Source organism: Pelagimonas sp. (assembly GCF_058892305.1).
In genome coordinates this window covers 1-21,912 of record NZ_JBZXVN010000009.1, presented here as the reverse complement: position 1 = coordinate 21,912, position 21,912 = coordinate 1, and the positions used below count along the sequence as shown (strand labels likewise).

Sequence of the window (21,912 nt, the reverse complement as noted above, 5' to 3'; positions counted from 1 at the left end):
TGGCCCCCGTTTTTCATTGAGAAACAATCATACAATTTAATTACTATTGTTCTTTTTAACTAAAATTGTATTGCCACATTTGTCATTCATCCGGTCGGCCTCATTGATCTCATACCGCAACCCCTTAAAATAACGACACATTTTGTTTCGTGTAGATGTGGGGACTTACATGTTTATCTATTTGGCTCTTTTGGCTGCTGCGGGCAGCGTCGGTGTTCTTTACGGTGTTGGATCAGACGAAGACGATACCATTATCGGTTCGGAGGGAAGTGATGCGCTCTTCGGCGAAGGTGGGAACGACGAAATCGAAGGCCTGGCCGGAAACGACAGCATTTATGCAGGCGACGGCAATGACCGCGCTATTGGCGGGTTGGGCAGCGATCTGATTTTCGGGGGCAACGGTGACGATTTAATCACCGATAATCAGGGGGCAGATGACCTGCGTGGAGAGAATGGCAACGACACCCTTTTGGGCGGTGCCGAGGCTGATAGTCTTCAAGGTGGCCCTGGCGATGACGTGCTTGGCGGCGGGAGCGGAGCCGATCAGCTTAGCGGCGGCAGCGGCAACGATTTCATTCACACCGAAGACGGAGCTGATCTTGCCTATGGTGAAGACGGCGATGACACGATTGAAACCTCTTATGGCGATACGGTGTTTGGGGGGGAAGGAGATGACTTCATAACTCCCAATAATCAATTTAGTGACCCAGTTCCCTCGCTAGGATATAGCGCTTATGGCGAAGATGGGGACGATGTGATTGATGGGTCTCGCACCGCAGATGTGATGGATGGTGGCCAAGGCGAAGACACCCTTGCAGGCCGACTTGGCGATGATCAGATTTTTGGCAATTCCGGGGATGATATCCTATGGGGCGGATACGCTGGCAATGGATTGCTTGATCGCGGCGACGACACAATTATTGGCGGCGACGGAAATGACTTTCTGGGTGGAGGTCACGGTGATGACAGTCTTGTTGGGGGAACGGGTCACGATGAGTTGGTCGGTCACGAGGACAACGACGTGCTGCGTGGCGGTTCAGGACATGACACGCTTGACGCCAGACAAGGAAATGACACGCTGTTTGGGGATGAGGGGGATGACTATTTGTTTTCGTACTATTCCGATCACATTTCTCATTTTGAAGGCGGCGATGGTGACGATACACTTCAATCCTATGGCAGCGATCAAATACTATCTGGTGGTACAGGCAACGATTTGATCCTTTCAGATGGTAGCGCGGGGCTGAAAATTCTGCGCGGAGATGAGGGGAACGACACGCTTGTGTCGTCGGATATGATCGGCGGCACCTTGAGCGGTGGTTCGGGCGATGATGTCATTCTGGATCATGCCGGACAAAGTGTGATGACAGGAGACGGGAGCGATATAGTCTGGACCCAGATGGCCAGCCAAGACGTGACTGAGGTTCAAGATTTTGATCCTGCGCACGACAAGTTGGTCATTGCCTACCCTGATTGGTTTGATCCCGACACGTCTTGGGTTGAACTGTACCAAGATGAACAATCCGACTCGCTGTCAGTTCTGCTCAAAACCGAAGGCGGGGATGAGCAAGAAGTGGCCCGCTTGTTGAGCGTCACAGATCCCGACGACATTGCCGCCGACGTGATCCATTTAGCGCCTCTTTCGACAATGGTTCCGGGCACAGACTTAAGTCCATAGAAAACAACGAGTGGTCGGCCGCTCAAATCTGAAATAAAATTTACTCTTAGGGTCTGAACCCATCAATTGATCCGTTGCAAGGAAAGCTGGACGATGGCTTCGGTTGCGCCGAAGAGGTTGAAGGCCTTGGTGTTTTACATCTGTTTGAATGACAGATGTCGACCCCAAGGCCGCTTCCGGCTTTGCTATCCTTGAGCAGAAAACTGAGCTGGTAGGTTTGAGCGATAAGGCAGCTTCAATGCCCGCGTTTTCACAAGGTTGTAACGCGCCAATCTGGCGGGTTTCACGCTCAAGGTTGCGTGCGCTTTGGCCTCGGCTTTCTCCCAGGCCACCACCGGTTTTTCTGAAAAGGTGGTTCTAAACTTTACCGCATCCTCATCTGCGGCCTGCCACCCTGCCCCTGGTAGACCGCGCCCTTCGGCGTTGCCCACTTCCATACGCACCGTCGTTCCATCAACTAGGGCGGCCTGATTTGCGTATTTCAAATGCGCGAGAAACAACCCACGCGGCATGTGAAACGGAAACGCCTCAAGCCGCCGTGTCGCAACCCGCACCCCATGTAGCGAGAAATCAATGGCCCGGCGGGATGCCACGGCCTTGGAATAATGCCCGCTAAAGCCGATATGCTGACGCTGGGCAAAGACTGGCCCTTGCTGCATCGGGGCATCGCCGGGCATTTCGACAAGATCGAACCCGAGCGCCGTCAGGACCGGAGCATCGGCGTTGGCCGCAATTGCGTCGCCAAGGTTGTCAAAGCGATCTGGATCAAAACAAATCAACTCATCGGCGTCGGACCGGATCACCCAATCATAAACGGCATCAAGCCCGGCATGAATCCCGTTCAAAAGTGCCGCGCGTGTCTTGTCGAAATCGTCAAAATTATCGCGGGCTATGGTTAGGATGCTGGCCTTGGGGCAGATCTGTCCGATCTTGGGGTCGGCACCATGCGCGACGATAAACAGGTTTTCAAACCCAATCTGTGCGCCATGATGCGCGTACCAACGCGACAGCGCCCAGTAATCCCGATAGACCATCGTCAATGCGGCTATTTTCATGGCAAGCCCCCTGTTTGCCACAAGCTAACCCATTGCAGACCCAGAAAAAAGGGCCCCGGTTGGGACCCTGTTAGTTTCGCTGATAGGGCTCCTATATTTCACCGCCCTTGATTTTTGCCTGCGGCCCTACCCGCGTTCAGGGTCAGCGCACCGACCCCGGAAAAGCGCGAGGGGCGGATCATTGACCCGCCCCTCGTCTTCCTTAGCTACACCCGGATGTTGATCCGCAGGTGTTACACTTCATACATGTGCCGTTGCGCACCAGTGTGTAGTTGCCGCAATCGCCACAGGCCTCGCCTTCATAGCCCTGCATCTTGGCGCGGCTGACGGCGTTCATCGCGGGCATGGATGTTTCCATCACCGGTGCGTCCGCCACAGGTGTCACTGAGGTTTCGGGCACCAATGTGTTGAGCGCTTGAACCGGATCGGAACCGGGTTGACCAAGGGCAACGGCCCCGGCCTGCCCACCTTGCAGAACCACCAGCTCTTGAGGAAGGCGCTTGCGCAGATAGCCTGTCGAGCTGATTTGTTTCAGCACAGCCAAGGACTTATCCGCGGCTGTTTCCGACAGTTCTTTGACGTTGGCCACGCCTTCTTCTTGGCCACGACCCAGATCATCAAACGACGCGCCTTCGGGTTTAACATGGGCCAGATCGGTGCGATCGAGGTAGCTCACCGCCAATTCACGGAAGATATAATCGAGGATTGATGTGGCGTTTTTGATGCTGTCATTGCCCTGAACCATGCCCGCCGGTTCGAACTTGGTGAAGGTGAAGGCGTCGACAAATTCCTCAAGCGGTACACCATATTGAAGCCCAACCGACACCGCGATGGCGAAGTTGTTCATCATGGCGCGGAAACCCGCCCCTTCTTTGTGCATGTCGATAAAGATCTCACCCAAAGAGCCGTCCGAATATTCGCCGGTCCGCAGATAGACTTTGTGACCGCCAACAACCGCCTTTTGCGTATAGCCTTTGCGGCGCTCTGGCATTTTGGTGCGCTCAGATTTGATGATCTCTTTGACCACAATCTTTTCAACGATCTTTTCCGCCAGAACCTGTGCTTTTTCTTGCGGGTTGCCGGTTTCAAGAACCTCGGCGGCTTCATCATCGTCTTCAACCAAAGCAGCGGCCAATGGTTGCGACAGTTTAGAGCCATCACGATAAAGCGCGTTGGCTTTGACACCCATCTTCCAGCTGCGCTCATAGGCGGCCTGACAATCTTCAATCGTGGCGTCGTTGGCCATGTTGATGGTCTTGGAGATTGCCCCCGAAATGAACGACTGGGCCGCCGCCATCATGTCGATATGGGCATTGACCGACAGGTAACGCCTGCCTTTCTTGCCGCACGGGTTGGCACAGTCAAAGACCGGATAATCCTGTGCGCGTAGATGTGGTGCGCCTTCGAGCGTCATCGTGCCACAAACATGGTCGTTGGCCGCTTCAATATCGGCCTTGGAATACCCAAGATGACGGAGCAAATCGAAGGTCGGGTCATTCAGTTTTTCACTCGGGATGCCGAGCACGTCCTGACAGAACTCTTCGCCCAAAGTCCACTGGTTGAACACAAAGCGAATGTCAAACGCGGTGGCCAAGGCACCTTCGAGCTTTTCGATCTGTGCCGGGCCAAAACCGTGTCCGATCAACGAGGTATGGTTGATGCCAGGTGCATTGCCGAGGGTCTGGTGACCGACGGCGTAACCAATGATCTCTTCGATCTGAGCGCTAGAATAGCCAAGCGTATCAAGCGCCGCAGGAACCGAGCGGTTGATGATTTTAAAGTAACCGCCACCGGCAAGTTTCTTGAACTTTACCAGAGCGAAATCAGGTTCGATCCCGGTGGTGTCACAGTCCATGACAAGTCCAATGGTGCCCGTCGGTGCGATAACCGAGGTTTGGGCGTTGCGGTAACCATGCTGTTCCCCAAGGCGCAGCGCCTCGTCCCAGCAGCTCATCGCCAGTTCAACCAAGGTGCCATCAGGGCAACCCGCGTGATCGAGTGGCACCGGCTTGATGTCCAACCCGTCATAGCCTGATGTCGCACCATAGGCGGCGTTGCGGTGGTTGCGGATGACGCGCAGCATATGGGCTTTGTTGCGTTTGTAGCCCGAAAACGGACCCAGCTCACCGGCGATTTCCGCCGAGGTCGCATAAGAGACACCCGTCATGATCGCGGTCAACGACCCGGCCAAGGCGCGGCCTTCGACGCTGTCATAGCTTAGGCCGAGGTTCATCAACAGACCGCCAATATTGGCATAGCCAAGACCCAAGGTGCGGAAATCATAGGAGAGTTGGGCGATTTCCTTGGACGGGAACTGTGCCATCGTGACCGAGATTTCCAGCGTCAGCGTCCACAGGCGTGTGGCATGCATATAGCTCTCGGCGTCGAACCGATCGCCTTTGAGGAAGGTCAGCAGGTTCATCGACGCCAAGTTACAAGCGGTGTCATCCAGGAACATGTATTCCGAGCACGGGTTGGAACCACGGATCGCGCCATCTTCGGGGCATGTGTGCCAAGCGTTCACGGTGTCGTGGAATTGAATACCGGGATCGGCACAGGCCCAAGCGGCGTGCCCGACATTTTCCCAAAGATCACGCGCCTTGATGGTTTTGGCAACGCTACCATCCGTGCGACGGATCAGCTCCCAATCGGCATCGTCTTTAACAGCCTTTAGAAAGGCATCGGTGACTCGGATCGAGTTGTTGGAGTTCTGGCCCGAGACGCTGGCATAAGCTTCGCTATCCCAATCGGTGTCATAGGTCGGGAATTCGATGCTGGCGTAGCCCTGCTTGGCGTAATCCAAGACCCGTTTGACATAAGTCTCGGGGATCATCGTCTTTTTGGCTTCGCGAATAGCGTTCTTAAGGGTATCGTTCTTCTTGGGGTCATAGGCGTCGGCCTCGGCACCGTCCCAGGCTTTGATCGCCGCGAAAATGCCGTTCAGCATTTTCTCATGCATCTTGGAGCCGGCAACGATTGACGCAACCTTTTGCTCTTCTTTGACCTTCCAGTTGATGAATTCTTCGATATCAGGGTGATCGGCGTCACAGATCACCATCTTGGCGGCGCGACGTGTGGTGCCACCGGATTTGATCGCACCCGCGGCGCGGTCACCGATTTTCAAGAAGCCCATCAGGCCAGAAGATTTACCACCACCCGAAAGCGCCTCGCCTTCGGCGCGCAAGGACGAGAAGTTGGTGCCAGTGCCAGAACCATATTTGAACAGGCGCGCCTCACGCACCCAGAGGTCCATGATACCGCCCTCTTTGACCAGATCATCGCTCACGGACTGGATAAAGCAAGCGTGCGGCTGTGGGTGCTCATAGGCGCTGTCAGAGGCGGTGAGTTCGCCGGTCTTGTAGTCGACATAGAAATGGCCCTGACCGGGGCCATCGATGCCATAGGCCCAATGTAGGCCGGTGTTAAACCATTGTGGGCTATTGGGAGCGGCCATTTGGGTGGCAAGCATAAAGCGCATCTCGTCGAAATACGCGCGGGCGTCTTCGTCGGTGCTGAAATAGCCGCCCTTCCAACCCCAATAGGCCCAAGCCCCGGCAAGTCGATCAAAAACCTGTTTGGCTGAGCTTTCGCCGATGATTTCCGTGCCGTCTTCTGCGGGTTCCGACCGCCAAAGGAATTCGGGAACGCCATCTTCGGGGACGCGTTTCAGAGCGACGGGAACACCCGCTTTGCGGAAATACTTTTGCGCAATGACATCGCTGGCCACTTGGCTCCACTTTGCCGGCACTTCGAGATTGTCGTTTGAGAAAACAACAGTCCCGTCCGGGTTCCGAATCTCAGAACTTGTGGTGACAAATTCGACGCCTTCATATGCGTCCTGGCCTGCTTTGGTAAATTTGCGCTCGATTTTCATCAGTGCTGCCCCGTCTCTCTGGCTGTCCCCGTTATATGCGCCTCCTGTTGCGGAACACGATGGGCAAAGAACGACCGTGCCGCGTGAGTGGTGCGCGACCACCGGTGTGATCCGGCGTTGTTGCTGTGGTAAGCGTTCTATCCCTCGTGCGGTCGTGACTACTATATCTAGTGTGCCTCTCGACCGGCCCGCACAAATTGCTGTTATCTCGCCTTTGGGTCAACGGGTTTTTTCACAGTTTCTACATATATTTTGTGTTGACGAAACTTGCCCCCACTAGGGGCTGTAGTACTCCCCCGATTCACCCACAGAAGGTTAATTCCCACCAACCCCGGTAACACTTGGAAAAACTCAATGTCTCGGCTCAGTTATCCACAGTTGTTGACAAACAACCTGAAGATAACCGTCGTTTTTTGTTAATCTTCGTTAAGTCACGAAAGATGTGGCACCGGGGGCACAAACAAGGGATTGAGGGTCCGAATCAACCTTAACGAGAGCACCATATATAGGGCTTCCGCACGGTAAGGCGCCCGAAGGCGTCTATATCTAGATTGTAAGAGAGAAGTGGTCGGGGTGGCGAGATTCGAACTCACGACCCCCTGTACCCAAAACAGGTGCGCTACCAGACTGCGCCACACCCCGACCGTGAGGCGGTGTTTAGCGACCCTTTCGCCGGATGAAAACCCCCAAAATGGGAAAATTATTCACAAGGCCAAATTGGCGCTAAAATCGCCGGATGTTGGATCTCATTTCCGGGTGAAATCCCAAGTTTCGCAGCCAATCCACCATTGATTTCCAAGACATACTGGATCAGCCCCTCTCCCGGTAAAGGAGTCTGGTCTCCCGGAATCGCATTCGCTTGAATGCTTGAGACCACGCCGCGTTCATCTGCATAGATGATATCAAGTGGAATCAGGGTGTTTTTCATCCAGAACGCCACCTCTCGGGGGAATTCATAGACAAACAACATGCCTTTGCTGCTTGGCATATATTCCACATGCATCAAACCTTGGGCCCGCGCCTCACGCGTATCGGCAACGTCGACACTGAACCGCGCGCGTCCAAAATCACCGCGCAGCCACAGTGTATCGTCTGGACAACTCTCTTTGGCGGCAGATGGGTCCGCGACAACATCTTGGGTCGCGACCTGCTGCGAATCCGCCTCTTTATCAAGATTGGCTTTATCAAGACCGCCGTCTTGTGCCGGTGACACAGGGAGCGGAGTCACAGGGTTCGGCACCACAGGGTCCGGTGTCACGGGATTCAATGTAAAGGGAGGCGCAATGCCAGGGGCCGGTTCAACAGGGGGAACCGAAATGATCTCGGGAGGAGCTTCATCAGGTGGACGCTCCTCTCCGGATCTTTCATTAAAAGCGTTCTTGTCCGCGACGGCCTGACCAGCAAAAGCCAAAGCCAAAACACTCGTTAAAACAAAACGGGCCTGAGACGCCCGTCCAAATCGAAAGGTTATTCGCGTACTAAGGCTGCTTCCCATGCGTTCACTTCCATCGCCATGCGTCCGCGCTTGCCGTCGACGACACGAATTGCCAATGCCTCTCCGGGCTGCAAATCCGCTAGTCCTGACCGGCGCAGAACTTCGATATGAATGAACACATCATCGGGTTTTCCAAACACATTTGCAAACCCAAAGCCTTTGGCCTTGTCGAACCATTTGACACGGGCAGGCTCGAGTGAAGCCTGCGCCATGACCTCTGGGTCCAAATGTTCAAAATCCGCCAAAGGTGCGCTATCGGCGACCTCGGGTGGATCAATTCGCAACACTTCGGTTGCTTGCACACCGCGATCGGTCTCTTGAACTTCGATCTCGATTTGCGCTCCATCGGCTACTGAGCTTTGCCCAAAATTGCGCAGAACATTTGCATGGAGCAAAATGTCCGGCCCGCCTTCATCGGCAACTACAAAACCAAACCCTTTTACAGGATCAAACCACTTAACCGTGCCTAACAGCCGTGTTACTTCATTGTCGTTCTGTTTCAAACTCACCTTCCAGTGATGTACTGACGTATCCCCACCGTCTGTCTTGGAACAAATAACAGTCGGATTTCAAGGTCTACAAATTGCTCTATTTTGTGTCGGGGGCACAGTCAAACTTGGACAATTCGTCCAAACCTATCCGTTTGAACCAGAACATATCCCATTTTAGGGATGCAAGCGGTAGACTGACCATTGGGCGGTACAATCTGGCCGTGTCCACTGAAAGCGGTCATGCAATCTAAACGCCCCATCTGCCCAGAATTCGATCTCAATCGGGCGAATCCTATAACCGCCCCAAAACGGGGGACGCGGCGGATTTGGACCTTTGGTCGCGGTAATTTTGGCCACATCTGCCATCAACGACGTGCGCGAGTCCAAATGTTGCGACTGATGGGACGCCCAAGCGCCAAGTCGGCTTTTGAGAGATCGGGATTTGTAATAGGCGTCCGCCGCCGGCCCGTCTTCACGTTCAATGAGACCGCGGACGCGTATTTGACGGCGCAATGATTTCCAATGGATCACGAAACTCGCCTTGCCCTGCCCGTCCAGTTCCCGCGCCTTGGCACTGCCGTAATTGGTGTAGAAAACAAAGGCATCGGCTTCGATATCTTTGAGCAAAACCATACGCGAGTTGGGCATGCCTTCGGCGTCTACCGTCGACAAGGCCATGGCATTGGGGTCATTGATTTCTGTTTCGACCGCCTCATCCAGCCAGCTTTGGGCAAGGGAAAATGGGTCATCCCCCGCAAAAATCCCGGTTCTATCTGTCATGTCAGCCTCCGTTTGTGGGTCAAGATGTCCCTTAGGTCATCGGAATGTGCAACCTGTTTCAGCATTGGCTTGAAGCGTGCCGGGCATTCACCTAAAGACCGTGTCTAACGTGGACAGGGTTGGAGTACCAAAATGTCGAATGGTTTGATGGCTGGCAAACGCGGCCTCATCATGGGTCTTGCCAATGACAAGTCGATTGCCTGGGGGATCGCCAAGGCCTGCGCCGATGCCGGTGCCGAGCTGGCATTTTCCTATCAGGGCGAGGCGCTGAAAAAACGCGTTGGCCCTTTGGCTGAACAGCTAGGGAGCGACATCGTCCTGCCCTGCGACGTCGGTGACGAAGCCTCGATGGATGAGCTGTTTGCTGTTCTCAAGGAAAAATGGGGTGAGCTGGACTTTGTCGTGCATGCCATCGGCTTTTCCGACAAGGGCGAATTGCGTGGCCGCTATGTTGACACCACGCGTGGCAACTTCACCATGACGATGGATATCTCGGTCTATAGCTTTACCGCGATCATGCAGCGCGCTGAGAAGATGATGAAACCGGGCGGTAGCGCCCTAACACTGACGTATTACGGTGCCGAGCAAGTCATGCCGCACTATAACGTCATGGGTGTTGCCAAGGCCGCGCTTGAGGCATCGGTCAAATACCTTGCCGAAGACCTTGGCAAAGATGGCATTCGCGTCAATGCGATTTCGGCGGGCCCGATCAAGACTTTGGCCGCCTCGGGCATTGGCGATTTCCGCTACATTATGAAGTGGAACGAATACAACTCGCCGCTGCGCCGCAATGTGACCACCGACGATGTCGGCAAATCAGCGCTCTATCTACTGTCCGATCTGGGTAGCGGTGTCACCGGTGAAAACCTGCACGTTGATGCGGGCTACCATGTGGTTGGCATGAAGGCCGTTGACGCGCCTGATATCACCAAGGGCTGATGCGCCGACTTGGTTTAATGACAATGATGCTCGCGCTTGGCGCGGGCTTTTTCTTTGCCGCCTACAAGGCACGCCATATAGTCCCACCGCCAGTGGCGGAAAAGCTTGGGCTTCGCGCCGATATTTCGGAGATTCGCGCCCACCAGATCCCAATCTTGACATCACTTCTTGAGCAACGCGATCTCAGCTTTGGAGCGCCGGTATTCTTAAGGATCTTCAAAGAAGAGGCCGAGCTGGAACTTTGGATCCAAGACAACAGCCAATTCAGCCTGTTTAAAACCTATCCGATTTGCAATTTCTCTGGCGATCTTGGCCCGAAACTACGCGAGGGCGACCGCCAATCCCCCGAAGGCATTTATAATGTTAGCCGCGATGCGTTGAACCCAAACTCAAGTTTTCATTTGTCCTTCAACCTTGGTTTTCCCAATCGGTTTGACCGATCCCATGATCGAACGGGTAGCTTTTTGATGGTGCATGGCAACTGTGTGTCGGTCGGATGCTATGCCATGACCGATCCGATGATTGAAGAAATCTATGTGTTGGTCGAGGCAGCGTTGAGCGGCCGGCAACATGCGGTGCCCGTCCACGCCTTTCCGTTTCGAATGACGCCAGAGCGTATGGCACAGGCGGCCCATTCGCCTTGGTTCGGATTTTGGGAACAGCTTTCTCCGATCTATGAACAGTTCGAAACCACCCGGAAAATCCCGGTTGTTGAAGTCATTGACGGGCGTTACGCGGTGAATTGACTTGCCCACCGTCGCGTTTTGCGGTGTTTTCGATTTGCTGGGGCTTGGTTGTTGTCCTAGAACAGCCCGAACAAAGGACACATCCCATGGATTGGACCCACCTGCTCGCCTTTAACCTGACCTTGCTGGCCGCGCTTGCTGCGCCCGGCCCGGCCCTGTTGTTTGCGTTGCGTCAGGCCATTTCCGGCGGATTTTGGGTTGGCATGGCAACGGGGGCCGGATTGGCATTGATGGCGGCCTGCTGGACCGCCGCGGCTCTTTTGGGGCTCGAAGCGGTTTTTGCGCTGTTTCCATGGGCGTTTGTTTTGATCAAGACCACCGGTGCTATCTATCTGATCTGGGTTGCCATCGGGTTGTGGCGCGACGCCGCCAAACCGCTCAACGACACGGCGACGCCGGGCAAAAAGGCGTTTTTGGGTGGGTTATTGGTCAATTTGGCCAACCCAAAATCGGTGCTGTTTGCGGCCTCAGTCTTGGTTGTGATCTTTCCTGCAGGGCTTAGCCTTGCTGAAAAGGCGTTGATCGTCGGCAATCACCTTGTAATCGAATTGATCGCCTACGCGGCCTTTGCCGCATTGCTGTCGACCCCACCGGCCCGTGCCGGTTACCTGCGTCTCAAATCGAGTTTTGACCGGGTGGCCGGTGCGATCCTTGGGTTATTGGGTCTCAAGCTCTTAATTGGACGTTGATATGGAATTTGGCATCTTTTTCTCGATTGTCTTAATCCACCTCTTGGCCGCGATGAGCCCCGGGCCAACCTTTGTGTTGTGCCTCCGCACTGCGGCGTCCGAAGGCTTTGTAACGGCGGTGATGCTTTCCGTTGGCTATGGATTGGGCGCAATGCTTTGGGCTGCCGGTGCGATGGCAGGGCTGGCTTTGTTGTTTGAAATGGTACCTGCGTTGTTTGTGGGCCTCAAAATCGTTGGCGGTCTCTTCCTCGTCTATATAGCGATCATGATGTGCCGCCATGCCAAGACCCCGATGCCCGATATCAACACCTCGGCCCCGCGCCACCCGCTATCCGCCATGCGTATGGGGTTCTTGGCCTTTGCCACAAATCCAAAACCCGCCGTCTTCTTTGGCGCGGTGTTTGTTGGCCTTGTGCCCACCGACGCCACGGTTTTGTCGCGTGTTTTGCTGGTTGCCATGATCGGGGTGAATGAAACCCTGTGGTATCTCAGCGTGGCCCGAATCTTTTCCCTTCCCAAACCCCGCGCGCTTTACGCCCGTATCAAATCCTGGACCGACCGGGTCTTTGGCGCGCTGATTGCTGTGTTCGGGCTGAAAATCGCCCTGACCTAAGGAGACACCGATGACCGACCGTTTGCCCCATGAAAAAGGCTTCCATGTCAGCTGGGACCAATTGCACCGTGACGCCCGTGCGCTTGCATGGCGCCTTCAGGACCAAAGCCCAAATGGAGAAGGCTGGAAAGCCATTGTTGCGATCACCCGTGGGGGTATGGCCCCGGCAATGATCATCGCGCGTGAACTTGATATTCGTTTGGTCGACACCATCAGCGTCAAAAGCTATCAGCACCAAAGCCAGTCCGAGCCGCAAGTGATCAAGGCCCCCAACAAAGAGCTGGTTGGCGACGGCACAGGGGTTCTGATCATTGACGATCTGGTCGACACCGGCAAAACGCTTGAGGTCGTGCGCCAGCACATGCCTAACGCCCATGTCGCAACCATCTATGCAAAACCCATGGGCAAGCCGCAGGTGAATTCCTATATTACCGAAGTCAGCCAAGACACTTGGATCTTCTTCCCGTGGGATATGGCGCTGCAATACGTCAAGCCCTACACCGGTAAAGACGACTAAATCCTGCGGCGCAAACCCCAGTGTTTGCGCCATTTTCCCGGGGGAGAAGACGATATGACCAGCTGGACGCAAACCACCTTTGCGCCACCTATTCCAGCCGCGCGCAAGTGGTTGGATGGTGTAGAGTTTCCGGCCGATCGCCCCTTGATTGACTTGAGCCAAGCCGTGCCCGCAGACCCGCCGCCTCAGGTGTTGCAGGATGTGATGGCCGAAGCGCTCAAATCTCCGGCCACCCATTTGTATGGGCCGGTCTTGGGGCTGTCTTCTTTGCGAGAAACCCTGGCCGCAACCTGGTCGGGGTTTTACGATGCCAAAGTCGCTCCGAACCAAATCGCTATCACCGCCGGATGTAATCAGGCCTTTGCCGCTTGTATTGCCGCCCTTTGCAGCGCCGGAGATGAGGTGATTTTGCCGGTGCCGTGGTACTTTAACCACAAAATGTGCATGGATATGGCCGGTGTTGCGGCCCGCCCGTTGACGATTGGGGCCGGGCTTTTGCCGGATGTCGATCAAGCCCGGAGTTTGATCACCCCAAACACCAAAGCTATTTTGCTCATTTCGCCCAATAACCCGACCGGCGTTGAATACCCGCCTTCCCTATTGCGTGGTTTTTTCGATCTTGCGCGCGAGCATGGGTTGAAACTGATCATAGATGAAACCTACCGCGATTTTCACAGCCAATCCGACCCGGTCCATGCCCTGTTGAAGACCTCGGATTGGGATCATACGCTGATCCAACTCTATAGTTTTTCCAAAAGCTTTCGCATGACCGGACATCGCACCGGGGCGATTATCGCCAGCGCCGAAACCTTGTCCGAGGTCGAAAAATACCTCGACACCATCACAATTTGCGCCCCGACTCTGGGACAGATCGCAGCGGAATGGGGGTTGCGCAACCTTGGCCCTTGGTTGGCGGACCAACGTGCCGACCTATTGACCCGCCGCGCGGCCGTCGAAGACAGCTTCCAAATTTTGGCCGACAAGGGCTGGAAGCTTCACGGAGTCGGGGCCTATTTCGCTTGGGTCACACATCCCTTTGCCGGTCGTGCTCAGGATCTCGCACCAAAACTAGTCCGCGAGGCTGGGGTTTTGCTCTTGCCCGCGTCGATGTTCATGCCCGAAGGCGACACATCAGCCGACCGCGCCTTTCGCGTTGCTTTCGCAAATGTGACCCCATCAGACATCAAGAAAGTAACCCAACGCCTTGCCAGCCTCGACTGGCCCCTTGCAGGGGCTTAAGCCCCGTCGTAGACAAGGCGACAGACAGGCGAAAACCATTCCTTCGGAGGACATAATGGCCGAGAAAAAAACGAGCATTGGCAAGATTTTTGTCTATGGCCTTATGGCACTACTTTTTGTGGGTTTGGGCGGCTTTGGGGCCACCAATTTCTCGGGAAATGTGAGCAGCATTGGCTCTGTTGGTGACGCCGACATCGGGGTTCAGGAATACTATCGTGGATTGCGCAATCAGATTGCCGCCATCGAAGCCCAAAATGGTCAACCCTTGACCTTTCAGCAGGCTCAGGAACAAGGCGTAACGTCTCAGGTTCTTGCCCAGATGGTGGTGAATGCCGCGCTTGAAAGCGAAGCCGCCAAGATGGGAATATCCGTCGGTGATGAACGTCTTGCCGAAGAGATCGTGAACACGCGGGCCTTTCAGGGCGCGGATGGCCAATTCAGCCGCGAAGCCTATGAATATGCGTTGAACAATGCCGGGCTGAGCGAGCGTGAGTTCGAAGAAGGCCTGCGCGCTGATAGTGCCAGCACCATTCTACAGGGGTCGGTTTTGGCCGGTGTGAAGCTACCCGATACCTATGTCGAAACCTTGGTTGGCTTTGCCGGGGAACGCCGCGCCTTTACATGGGCAAACTATGGCCCTGAAAACTTGACCACCGGCTTGCCCGTTCCAACAGAGGAGCAGCTTACCGAGTGGTACAATGACAATCTCGCGCAGTACACGCGCCCGGAAACCAAGCTGATCACCTATGTCTGGCTCACGCCGGAGATGATCCTTGATACAGTTGAGATCGACGAAGATAGCCTGCGTGCCGCTTATGCGGAGCGCGAGGCTGAGTTCAACATGCCAGAACGTCGTTTGGTTGAGCGTCTCGTATATGGCGACGCTGCCACGGCCCAAACGGCTCTGGATCGTGTCACCACCGGTGAAGCAACGTTTGAAGACTTGGTGGCAGAACGCGACTTGACGCTGTCTGATACGGATATGGGCGATGTTACTCAGGGTGATCTGGGCGACGCCGCCGAAACGGTCTTTGCCGCCGAGGTTGGGACCGTTGTCGGCCCAGCAGACAGCGACCTAGGCCCTGCACTCTTCCGCGTAAATGCCATCTTGCCTGCACAAACCACGACATTTGCCGAGGCGACGCCGGACTTGCGCGATGCTCTCGCCCTTGATCGGGCCCGTCGGGTGATCGAAGGTCAAGCGCAAGGCTTTGATGATGAATTGGCCGCTGGGGCGACTCTTGAAGAATTGGCAGAAGCCTCAGATTTGCAGTTGGGTAAAATTGGTTGGACAGGCAACGATGGCGATGGTGAAATCGCCGCCTATGATGGGTTCCGCGATCTAGCCGCCCAAGCCACCTCAGAGGATTATCCTAGCATTGCCCAGCTTGGCGATGGCGGCATCTTTGCGATGCGCCTTGAGGAGATCATGGAGCCTGCTCCCATCCCGTTTCCAGATGTGCGTGACAATGTCATCACGGCTCTTGAGACCGCCGAACGCACCAAAGCTCTTGTTGAGCAGGCCGAACTAAAGGCGACAGAGCTGTCTGAAGGTAAAACCTTTGAGGCGCTCTCCCTGTCCCCGAATACCGAAGAAGGCCTGACGCGCAACGCATTTGGCGCAGATCTTGCAGCGGGCGTTTTGGACGCGGTGTTTGACATGGAACCGGGCGACGTACGGGCCGTAGCGGGTGCCCAAGGCGCGGTCATCCTTCGTCTGGACGAAATCTTGGCCGCAGATACCGAAGATGAAAGCGCGCAAATGCTCGTCAATTTGTTCGGGGATCAAGCCGCATCTGATGTGTCCCAAGATTTGTTCCGGGCCTTGTCTGCTGACATCCAACAGCGTGCCGGTGTCTCGATTGATCAACAGGCGATCAACGCCGTTCACGCCAATTTCCAATAAGGTCAGACCTGGCTATGTCCGAGCTCACCCCCTCATTTGACGACTTTTCAACTGCGTACCAATCGGGGCGCAATCAGGTTGTCTATACCAGACTTGCGGCGGACCTTGATACGCCGGTGTCCTTGATGCTCAAGCTGACGGGTGCCGCGCGCGATAGCTTTATGCTTGAATCCGTGACCGGAGGCGAAATCCGGGGGCGCTATTCGATCATCGGCATGAAGCCGGATCTGATTTGGCAAAGCCACGGCTCAACCTCTCGGATCAACCGGGCGGCGCGCTTTGACCCAGATAGTTTTGTCGATCAACCCGGCGCACCTTTGGATGAGTTGCGCGCGCTTTTGGCCGAAAGCCGGATCGACCTGCCCGACGATCTTCCGCAAGCGGCGGCTGGTCTGTTTGGCTATCTGGGTTATGACATGATCCGTCAGGTCGAACATCTGCCCAATGTAAACCCTGATCCTCTGGGCCTTCCCGAAGCCTGTTTCCTGCGCCCGTCTGTTGTCGCGGTTTTGGACGGAGCCAAGGGCGAAGTGACGGTTGTCTCGCCCGCATGGGTTCAGGACGGCATGTCGGCCCGCGCAGCCTATGCGCAAGCCGCAGAGCGCGTGATGGACGCCGTTCGTGATTTGGAACGCGCCCTGCCCCAACAAGCCCGCGACCTCGGCGAAGCCGCCGATCTTGGCACGCCCGTGTCGAATTTCACCCATGACGGCTACAAAGCCGCGGTGATGAAGGCCAAGGAATACATCAAGGCCGGCGATATTTTTCAGGTGGTCCCGGCCCAACGTTGGACACAGGATTTCCCGCTTCCGCCTTTTGCCTTGTATCGGTCCCTGCGCCGTACCAACCCCTCGCCCTTCATGTTCCATTTCAACTTTGGCGGTTTTCAGGTCATCGGGGCGTCACCGGAAATCTTGGTTCGGGTCTTTGGCAACGAAGTCACCATTCGCCCGATTGCAGGCACCCGTCCGCGCGGTGCCACGCCCGAAGAAGACAAGGCGTTGGAACTCGATTTGTTGGCGGACAAAAAAGAGCTGGCCGAGCACTTGATGCTGCTTGATCTTGGCCGCAACGATGTCGGCCGTGTCGCCAAAATCGGCACAGTGCGCCCGACCGAAGAGTTCATTATCGAACGCTATAGCCACGTCATGCACATCGTTTCAAACGTTGTGGGTGAGCTGCACGAAGACCAAGACGCACTATCGGCCTTCTTTGCCGGGATGCCCGCAGGGACGGTTTCGGGTGCGCCCAAAGTGCGGGCTATGGAAATTATTGATGAGCTAGAGCCAGAAAAACGTGGCGTCTATGGCGGCGGTGTTGGCTATTTCAGCGCCGGTGGCGATATGGACATGTGCATCGCGCTGCGCACCGCAATCGTCAAAGACCAAAAGCTCTATATCCAAGCCGGTGGCGGTGTTGTCTATGACAGCGACCCCGAGGCCGAATATCAGGAGACCGTTCACAAATCGAACGCCATCCGCCGGGCCGCCGCAGATGCCGCACGCTTTACCGGCAACGGAAATAGCTAAACACACAAAAACCGACGGGCCCTTGCTCGTCGGTTTTTAACTTCGAACGTCAATTTGGATTTAGGTCTGAGCGACCGCTTCTTGACGAATCCGTTCGATCATCGCGCGCAATCCGTTTGAGCGTTGGGCCGACAAGTGATCATGCAATCCCAAACGCCCCAATTCGGCCCGTGCATCGACGCCGTTGACCTCGGCCATAGGCAATCCGTCATAGAGCTTGTGCAACAGGGCAATCAGCCCTTGGACGATCATCGCATCACTTTCACCTTGAAAATGAAACTGCCCGTCCGCCGGGGTGATGTGTAACCAAACCTGACTGGCACAGCCGTCCACCTTGGTTGCGGGCACTTTCAGCGCGTCTTCCAACGGAGCGAGCGCTTTGCCCATTTCGATCACCATGCGATAGCGATCTTCCCAATCGTCCAGGAATTCGAAATCCTCGACAACCTCTTCGAATGCTGCCTGCGCCATGCCGGTCTCCTCTTTTATTATGCACCTAAGGCGCGCATGAGCAAAGGTCCAGCCCTTGGCGCTTTCCAACCGATGCGATATGCGATAACTCAAAGGATAGGCAGGTATAGGGCAGAAACAGCATGAACAAACCGCTTTCCGTTCTGGTTCTTTCGGCGCTGGTTTTGACCAGTTGCGGAGCTATTCGCGACTCGCGAGTCAATCCGTTTAACTGGTTTGGCAATAGCCACTCAGAACCGGTGAATGTGTCCGAAGATGTGAACCCACTGATTCCACGTCGCCGCCGCGCCTCGATTTTTCGGACCAAAGAGGACACCACCTATCGCGGACGCGAAGTTGGTGAAGTCACCAATCTTGTGATTGAACGCCGTCCTGGTGGGGCCATTGTCCGCGCCACTGGTATTGGCGATCGGCAGAACCTTTTTGAGGTTAAGCTTGTTCCAGTCCCTGACGAAAGCGACGCGGACACCCTCACCTATGCGTTCAAAGCGCTCCAAAGCCGTGGCCCGGTTGGAACGACCGCCTCACGCAGCGTCACGGCGGCGGTTTGGTTGACCGACAATCAATTGGCGGGCATTCGCGAAATCCGCGTCAAAGCTGTTCGCAACGTTCAGGTGTCGCGGCGCTAACCGCCGCGAACCCTTTTAGACTTCGATCACAACAACCTGCTTGCCTTTGGTTGCGAGGGCAATTTCGCCGTTGCACAGACGCAGCGCGTCCTCGCCAAAGACTTCTCGGCGCCAACCGCGCATGGCCGCGACATCCCGCTCGCCCGAGGCAATCAGATCGAGGTCAGACGTCGGCGCAATCAGTTTCGACGCCACACCAAAGTTTTCTGTTTTCGCCTTAAGCAACACCCTTAGCAAATCGGCCAAAGCCGGGTTCACTTGAAGCTTGTCACGTTCCTTGGCGACCTTGGGCAATTGATCCGCCGGACAATTCAATCCGACCTGAATTGCTGCCAGAATACCGTCGGCAATGTCCCCTCGACGCGCTTCTCGTAAAAGCAGGCGAGAGCGGCCAAGGTCTTGCATGGTGGCGGGTTTTGTCGACGCAAGCTCAACCAAAGCATCATCCTTGAAAACCCGATTTCGTGGAACGTTGCGTGATTGCGCATGTGTTTCACGAAACTCGGCCAAAGCGCGCACCGTTGCCAAAAAACGTGCTGAATTCGACCGGGTTTTCACCCGTTTCCACGCATCCACGGGCCGGGTAATATAGGTTTCTGGGTCCATCAAGGTGGTGATCTCTTCGCCGACCCAACGTTCCCTGCCCGTCTCTTCGAGTTTACGGGCCAGAAATTCATAGATTTGGCGCAAATGCGTCACATCACCTACCGCATAGGTCTTTTGTGCATCGGTCAAAGGCCGGCGCGACCAATCGGTAAAGCGCGAACTTTTGTCCAGCTGTTGCTTGGCGATCCGCTTGACCAACGTCTCGTAGCCAACCTGTTCACCAAAGCCACAGACCATGGCCGCAACTTGTGTATCGAACAAAGGATCAGGGATAACGCCATGATCAATGAAGAAAATTTCAAGATCCTGGCGGGCGGCGTGGAACACTTTGACAATGCTTTTGTCACGAAACAAGTCCAAGATCGGCTCAAGCGACAATCCATCAACCAAAGGATCAACCAACACCGCGTCGTCGGGATCATTCCCCGGTAGCGCCACTTGAATCAGGCACAGTTTGGAGTAGTAGGTCCGCTCGCGCAGGAACTCCGTATCGACGGTAATATAGGGCTTGCCTTTGGCGCGGTCGCAAAAAGCGGCGAGATCTTCGGTGGTGGTAATGGTCTGCATTCGCAGCCTTTTCTTTGTTGTCTTTAATGAATGACGCGCGGGTTCCACTAGCTAACCCTGCACGTGGCGAAAACACAACCGAAACCGCGAAAACAAACAAATTAACCTAGTAAAATCGGCAATTTGTCACCGGATGCAAAACGACGCAGCGCCATTGGGTAAAGCTTGTGCTCCTGAACCAAAACCCGTGCCGACAATGTGTCGGGCGTATCGCCGGGTTTGATCGGGACACGGGCCTGACCCAGGATCGGCCCATCATCTAGTTCGGCCGTGACCTCGTGAACTGTGCAACCGGCCTCATCATCGCCGGCCTCAAGCGCGCGGGCATGGGTATGAAGCCCACGATATTTGGGCAAAAGTGACGGGTGAATATTGATCATCCGCTCGGCGTAGTGACCGACAAACACAGGTGTCAAAATCCGCATAAACCCAGCCAGAGCAAGGATGTCAGGTTCATAGGGGTCGATCGCTGAAATCAAGGCCTTTTCAAAACCTTCCCTGTCACCCTTAAAGTCACGATGATCCACAACCGCGGTTGCAATCCCCATGTCAGCGGCTTTGGCTAGGCCACCCGCTGACGGGTTATTGGCCAAGACCAAAACCGGGCGCGCCGGATGATCGCCGATCATGTCTTCGACGAGGCGAACCATGTTTGATCCGCCCCCCGAAATCAGGATCGCAACCCGTTTCATGCAAGGGTTCCAGTGTAGGAGACGCCTTCGGACCCGTTGACCGAACCAAGGCGCGCAACGGTTTCACCCGCCTCCGTCAAAAGCGTTTGCAACGCATCCGCCTGATCCGCCGACACAACAAGGATCATGCCAATGCCGCAGTTAAAGGTTTTGAGCATTTCCGAGGTTTCAATGCCGCCAGTTTCTTGCATCCATTTGAAAACGCCGGGCATTTCCCACGCGCCAAGATCAATGTCCGCCCCCATGCCTTCGGGCAATACGCGCGGAAGGTTTTCAGTCAAACCGCCGCCGGTAATATGGGCCAACGCATGAACACCACCAGCGCGGATCGCAGCCAAACATTGGGTCACGTAAAGACGTGTTGGGGTTAGCAAAGCCGCCCCCAAGGTGCCTTCGCTCCATGGGCAATCCGCATCCCAGCCAAGGCCGGACATCTCAACCAGTTTGCGCACCAAAGAATAGCCGTTGGAATGCACACCATCAGACCCAAGGCCAAGCAAAACGTCGCCTTCACTGACACCGGCGGGCAAGGCCGTGCCGCGTTCCATGGCACCAACGGAAAATCCAGCAAGGTCGAAATCACCCGCCGGATACATGCCGGGCATTTCGGCGGTTTCCCCACCAATCAAGGCGCAACCCGAACGCACACAGCCCTCGGCAATGCCTTCGACAACCCGCGCGGCGGTCTCGGTATCGAGTTTTCCAGTGGCAAAATAATCGAGGAAGAACAGAGGTTCAGCCCCCTGACAAACCAGATCGTTGACGCACATGGCGACCAGATCAATGCCGACACCATCCACATGGCCGGTATCAATCGCGATGCGCAACTTGGTGCCAACCCCATCGGTGGCCCCAACGAGAATCGGGTCACTATAACCGGCATCCTTGAGGTCAAACAGCGCGCCAAAACCGCCAAGTCCGCTCATCACACCCGAGCGATTGGTCCGCTTGGCGGCGGGTTTGATCCGCTCAACAAGGGCGTTACCCGCGTCAATATCGACCCCAGCCTGGGCATAGGTCAGACCTTTGTTTGCATCGCTCATGGTGTTCTCCTTCGGCAGCGGGGTTCGGTTATCCCATAGCGACTTTAAAGGAAAGGGCCATTGCGCCTTGACGCTCGCCGTAGGGCTGTGAAGATGCGCGTATTCACGCTTGGGTTTGATTGTATGACGGTTTTTTGGAACTCTGAGCTTTGGGGTATCATCGGTGGCATTGCCGGCACTGTGGGGTTGCTAGCCCTTGTACAGGCGTGGTGGCATCGCCGCGAGGACAATCTGCGCAGTGACATCAGCAGCGCGCCCTATCGGGCCAAGCTGATTCAGCGCTATGACTGTGACAAGGCGGATGGCTATTACCTGTCGCTGCGGCTGTTGTTGGATTGGACAGATCGGTTTTA

Annotated in this window: 21 protein-coding genes and 1 tRNA gene; 12 read left to right on the top strand and 10 right to left on the bottom strand. The window is 55.4% G+C overall.

All coding sequences use genetic code 11. The annotated features are described in order from the left end of the window. The first annotated feature begins 169 nt into the window (after nt 1-169). On the top strand, nt 170-1,678 hold the full coding sequence (locus AC5EFR_RS03855) for a calcium-binding protein (RefSeq protein ID WP_493574642.1): 1,509 nt from the start codon (nt 170-172) through the stop codon (nt 1,676-1,678). 185 nt (nt 1,679-1,863) lie between these two features. Here the strand turns inward: AC5EFR_RS03855 and AC5EFR_RS03850 are convergent, their stop codons facing one another. The 4 genes from AC5EFR_RS03850 to AC5EFR_RS03835 all read right to left on the bottom strand — a co-directional run bounded on the left by AC5EFR_RS03850 (nt 1,864) and on the right by AC5EFR_RS03835 (nt 7,610). Beyond that, nucleotides 1,864-2,733, bottom strand: coding sequence for a glycosyltransferase family protein (locus AC5EFR_RS03850; RefSeq protein ID WP_493574641.1), 870 nt, complete (start codon nt 2,731-2,733; stop codon nt 1,864-1,866). Nucleotides 2,734-2,935: 202 nt separating this feature from the next. After that, complete coding sequence (locus AC5EFR_RS03845) at nt 2,936-6,607, bottom strand: vitamin B12-dependent ribonucleotide reductase (RefSeq protein WP_493574640.1); 3,672 nt, start codon at nt 6,605-6,607, stop codon at nt 2,936-2,938. Between the two features lie 565 nt (nt 6,608-7,172). Beyond that, nucleotides 7,173-7,249, bottom strand: a tRNA-Pro gene (locus tag AC5EFR_RS03840). A 58-nt stretch (nt 7,250-7,307) separates the two neighbouring features. Next, nucleotides 7,308-7,610 (bottom strand): DUF192 domain-containing protein, encoded by a 303-nt coding sequence (locus AC5EFR_RS03835; RefSeq protein ID WP_493574639.1) that lies wholly within the window; start codon nt 7,608-7,610, stop codon nt 7,308-7,310. Between AC5EFR_RS03835 and AC5EFR_RS03830 the strand changes: the two genes are divergently transcribed. Next, the gene (locus AC5EFR_RS03830; RefSeq protein ID WP_493574638.1) at nt 7,605-7,817 is read left to right on the top strand and encodes a hypothetical protein; all 213 of its coding nucleotides are present in this window, start codon (nt 7,605-7,607) and stop codon (nt 7,815-7,817) included. The two genes, AC5EFR_RS03835 and AC5EFR_RS03830, sit on opposite strands and share 6 nt — an antisense overlap. Nucleotides 7,818-8,074: 257 nt before the next feature. On the opposite strand, the gene AC5EFR_RS03825 is transcribed toward AC5EFR_RS03830, so the two are convergent. Together AC5EFR_RS03825 and pdxH are read right to left on the bottom strand one after the other, a co-directional pair. Continuing rightward, nucleotides 8,075-8,605 (bottom strand): cold-shock protein, encoded by a 531-nt coding sequence (locus AC5EFR_RS03825; RefSeq protein WP_299922198.1) that lies wholly within the window; start codon nt 8,603-8,605, stop codon nt 8,075-8,077. 162 nt (nt 8,606-8,767) lie between these two features. Next, nucleotides 8,768-9,373 (bottom strand): pyridoxamine 5'-phosphate oxidase, encoded by a 606-nt coding sequence (gene pdxH / locus AC5EFR_RS03820; protein WP_493574637.1) that lies wholly within the window; start codon nt 9,371-9,373, stop codon nt 8,768-8,770. 132 nt (nt 9,374-9,505) lie between these two features. On the opposite strand from pdxH, the gene fabI reads away from it, so the two are divergent. From fabI to trpE, 8 genes are all read left to right on the top strand, one after another. After that, complete coding sequence (gene fabI, locus AC5EFR_RS03815) at nt 9,506-10,312, top strand: enoyl-ACP reductase FabI (RefSeq protein WP_493574636.1); 807 nt, start codon at nt 9,506-9,508, stop codon at nt 10,310-10,312. A 17-nt stretch (nt 10,313-10,329) separates the two neighbouring features. Continuing rightward, entirely contained in the window at nt 10,330-11,058 is a 729-nt protein-coding gene (locus AC5EFR_RS03810; RefSeq protein WP_493574635.1) for a hypothetical protein, read from the top strand. Between the two features lie 86 nt (nt 11,059-11,144). After that, nucleotides 11,145-11,747 carry a LysE family translocator gene (locus AC5EFR_RS03805; protein ID WP_493574634.1) on the top strand — a complete coding sequence of 201 codons (603 nt, stop codon included), beginning with the start codon at nt 11,145-11,147 and terminating at the stop codon, nt 11,745-11,747. A 1-nt stretch (nt 11,748) separates the two neighbouring features. Continuing rightward, complete coding sequence (locus AC5EFR_RS03800) at nt 11,749-12,360, top strand: LysE family translocator (protein ID WP_493574633.1); 612 nt, start codon at nt 11,749-11,751, stop codon at nt 12,358-12,360. 10 nt (nt 12,361-12,370) lie between these two features. Next, on the top strand, nt 12,371-12,877 hold the full coding sequence (gpt, locus tag AC5EFR_RS03795) for a xanthine phosphoribosyltransferase (protein WP_493574632.1): 507 nt from the start codon (nt 12,371-12,373) through the stop codon (nt 12,875-12,877). Nucleotides 12,878-12,931: 54 nt separating this feature from the next. Continuing rightward, nucleotides 12,932-14,116 carry an aminotransferase gene (locus AC5EFR_RS03790; protein WP_493574631.1) on the top strand — a complete coding sequence of 395 codons (1,185 nt, stop codon included), beginning with the start codon at nt 12,932-12,934 and terminating at the stop codon, nt 14,114-14,116. 55 nt (nt 14,117-14,171) lie between these two features. Then, nucleotides 14,172-16,022 carry a peptidylprolyl isomerase gene (locus tag AC5EFR_RS03785; RefSeq protein ID WP_493574630.1) on the top strand — a complete coding sequence of 617 codons (1,851 nt, stop codon included), beginning with the start codon at nt 14,172-14,174 and terminating at the stop codon, nt 16,020-16,022. Nucleotides 16,023-16,036: 14 nt separating this feature from the next. Then, complete coding sequence (trpE, locus tag AC5EFR_RS03780) at nt 16,037-17,551, top strand: anthranilate synthase component I (RefSeq protein WP_493574629.1); 1,515 nt, start codon at nt 16,037-16,039, stop codon at nt 17,549-17,551. A 60-nt stretch (nt 17,552-17,611) separates the two neighbouring features. On the opposite strand, the gene AC5EFR_RS03775 is transcribed toward trpE, so the two are convergent. Continuing rightward, entirely contained in the window at nt 17,612-18,022 is a 411-nt protein-coding gene (locus AC5EFR_RS03775; protein WP_493574628.1) for a SufE family protein, read from the bottom strand. Nucleotides 18,023-18,144: 122 nt separating this feature from the next. On the opposite strand from AC5EFR_RS03775, the gene AC5EFR_RS03770 reads away from it, so the two are divergent. Next, the gene (locus tag AC5EFR_RS03770; RefSeq protein WP_493574627.1) at nt 18,145-18,651 is read left to right on the top strand and encodes a hypothetical protein; all 507 of its coding nucleotides are present in this window, start codon (nt 18,145-18,147) and stop codon (nt 18,649-18,651) included. 15 nt (nt 18,652-18,666) lie between these two features. On the opposite strand, the gene rnd is transcribed toward AC5EFR_RS03770, so the two are convergent. The 3 genes from rnd to purM form a co-directional block, all read right to left on the bottom strand. Beyond that, on the bottom strand, nt 18,667-19,824 hold the full coding sequence (gene rnd / locus AC5EFR_RS03765) for a ribonuclease D (protein ID WP_493574626.1): 1,158 nt from the start codon (nt 19,822-19,824) through the stop codon (nt 18,667-18,669). Nucleotides 19,825-19,925: 101 nt separating this feature from the next. Then, nucleotides 19,926-20,516 (bottom strand): phosphoribosylglycinamide formyltransferase, encoded by a 591-nt coding sequence (gene purN, locus AC5EFR_RS03760; RefSeq protein WP_493574625.1) that lies wholly within the window; start codon nt 20,514-20,516, stop codon nt 19,926-19,928. Further along, the gene (gene purM, locus AC5EFR_RS03755; RefSeq protein ID WP_493574624.1) at nt 20,513-21,559 is read right to left on the bottom strand and encodes a phosphoribosylformylglycinamidine cyclo-ligase; all 1,047 of its coding nucleotides are present in this window, start codon (nt 21,557-21,559) and stop codon (nt 20,513-20,515) included. Before purM ends, purN begins: the two co-directional genes overlap by 4 nt. A gap of 93 nt (nt 21,560-21,652) precedes the next feature. On the opposite strand from purM, the gene AC5EFR_RS03750 reads away from it, so the two are divergent. Beyond that, nucleotides 21,653-21,912: hypothetical protein (locus AC5EFR_RS03750; protein ID WP_493574623.1), on the top strand; the 260-nt coding region annotated here is incomplete at its 3' end.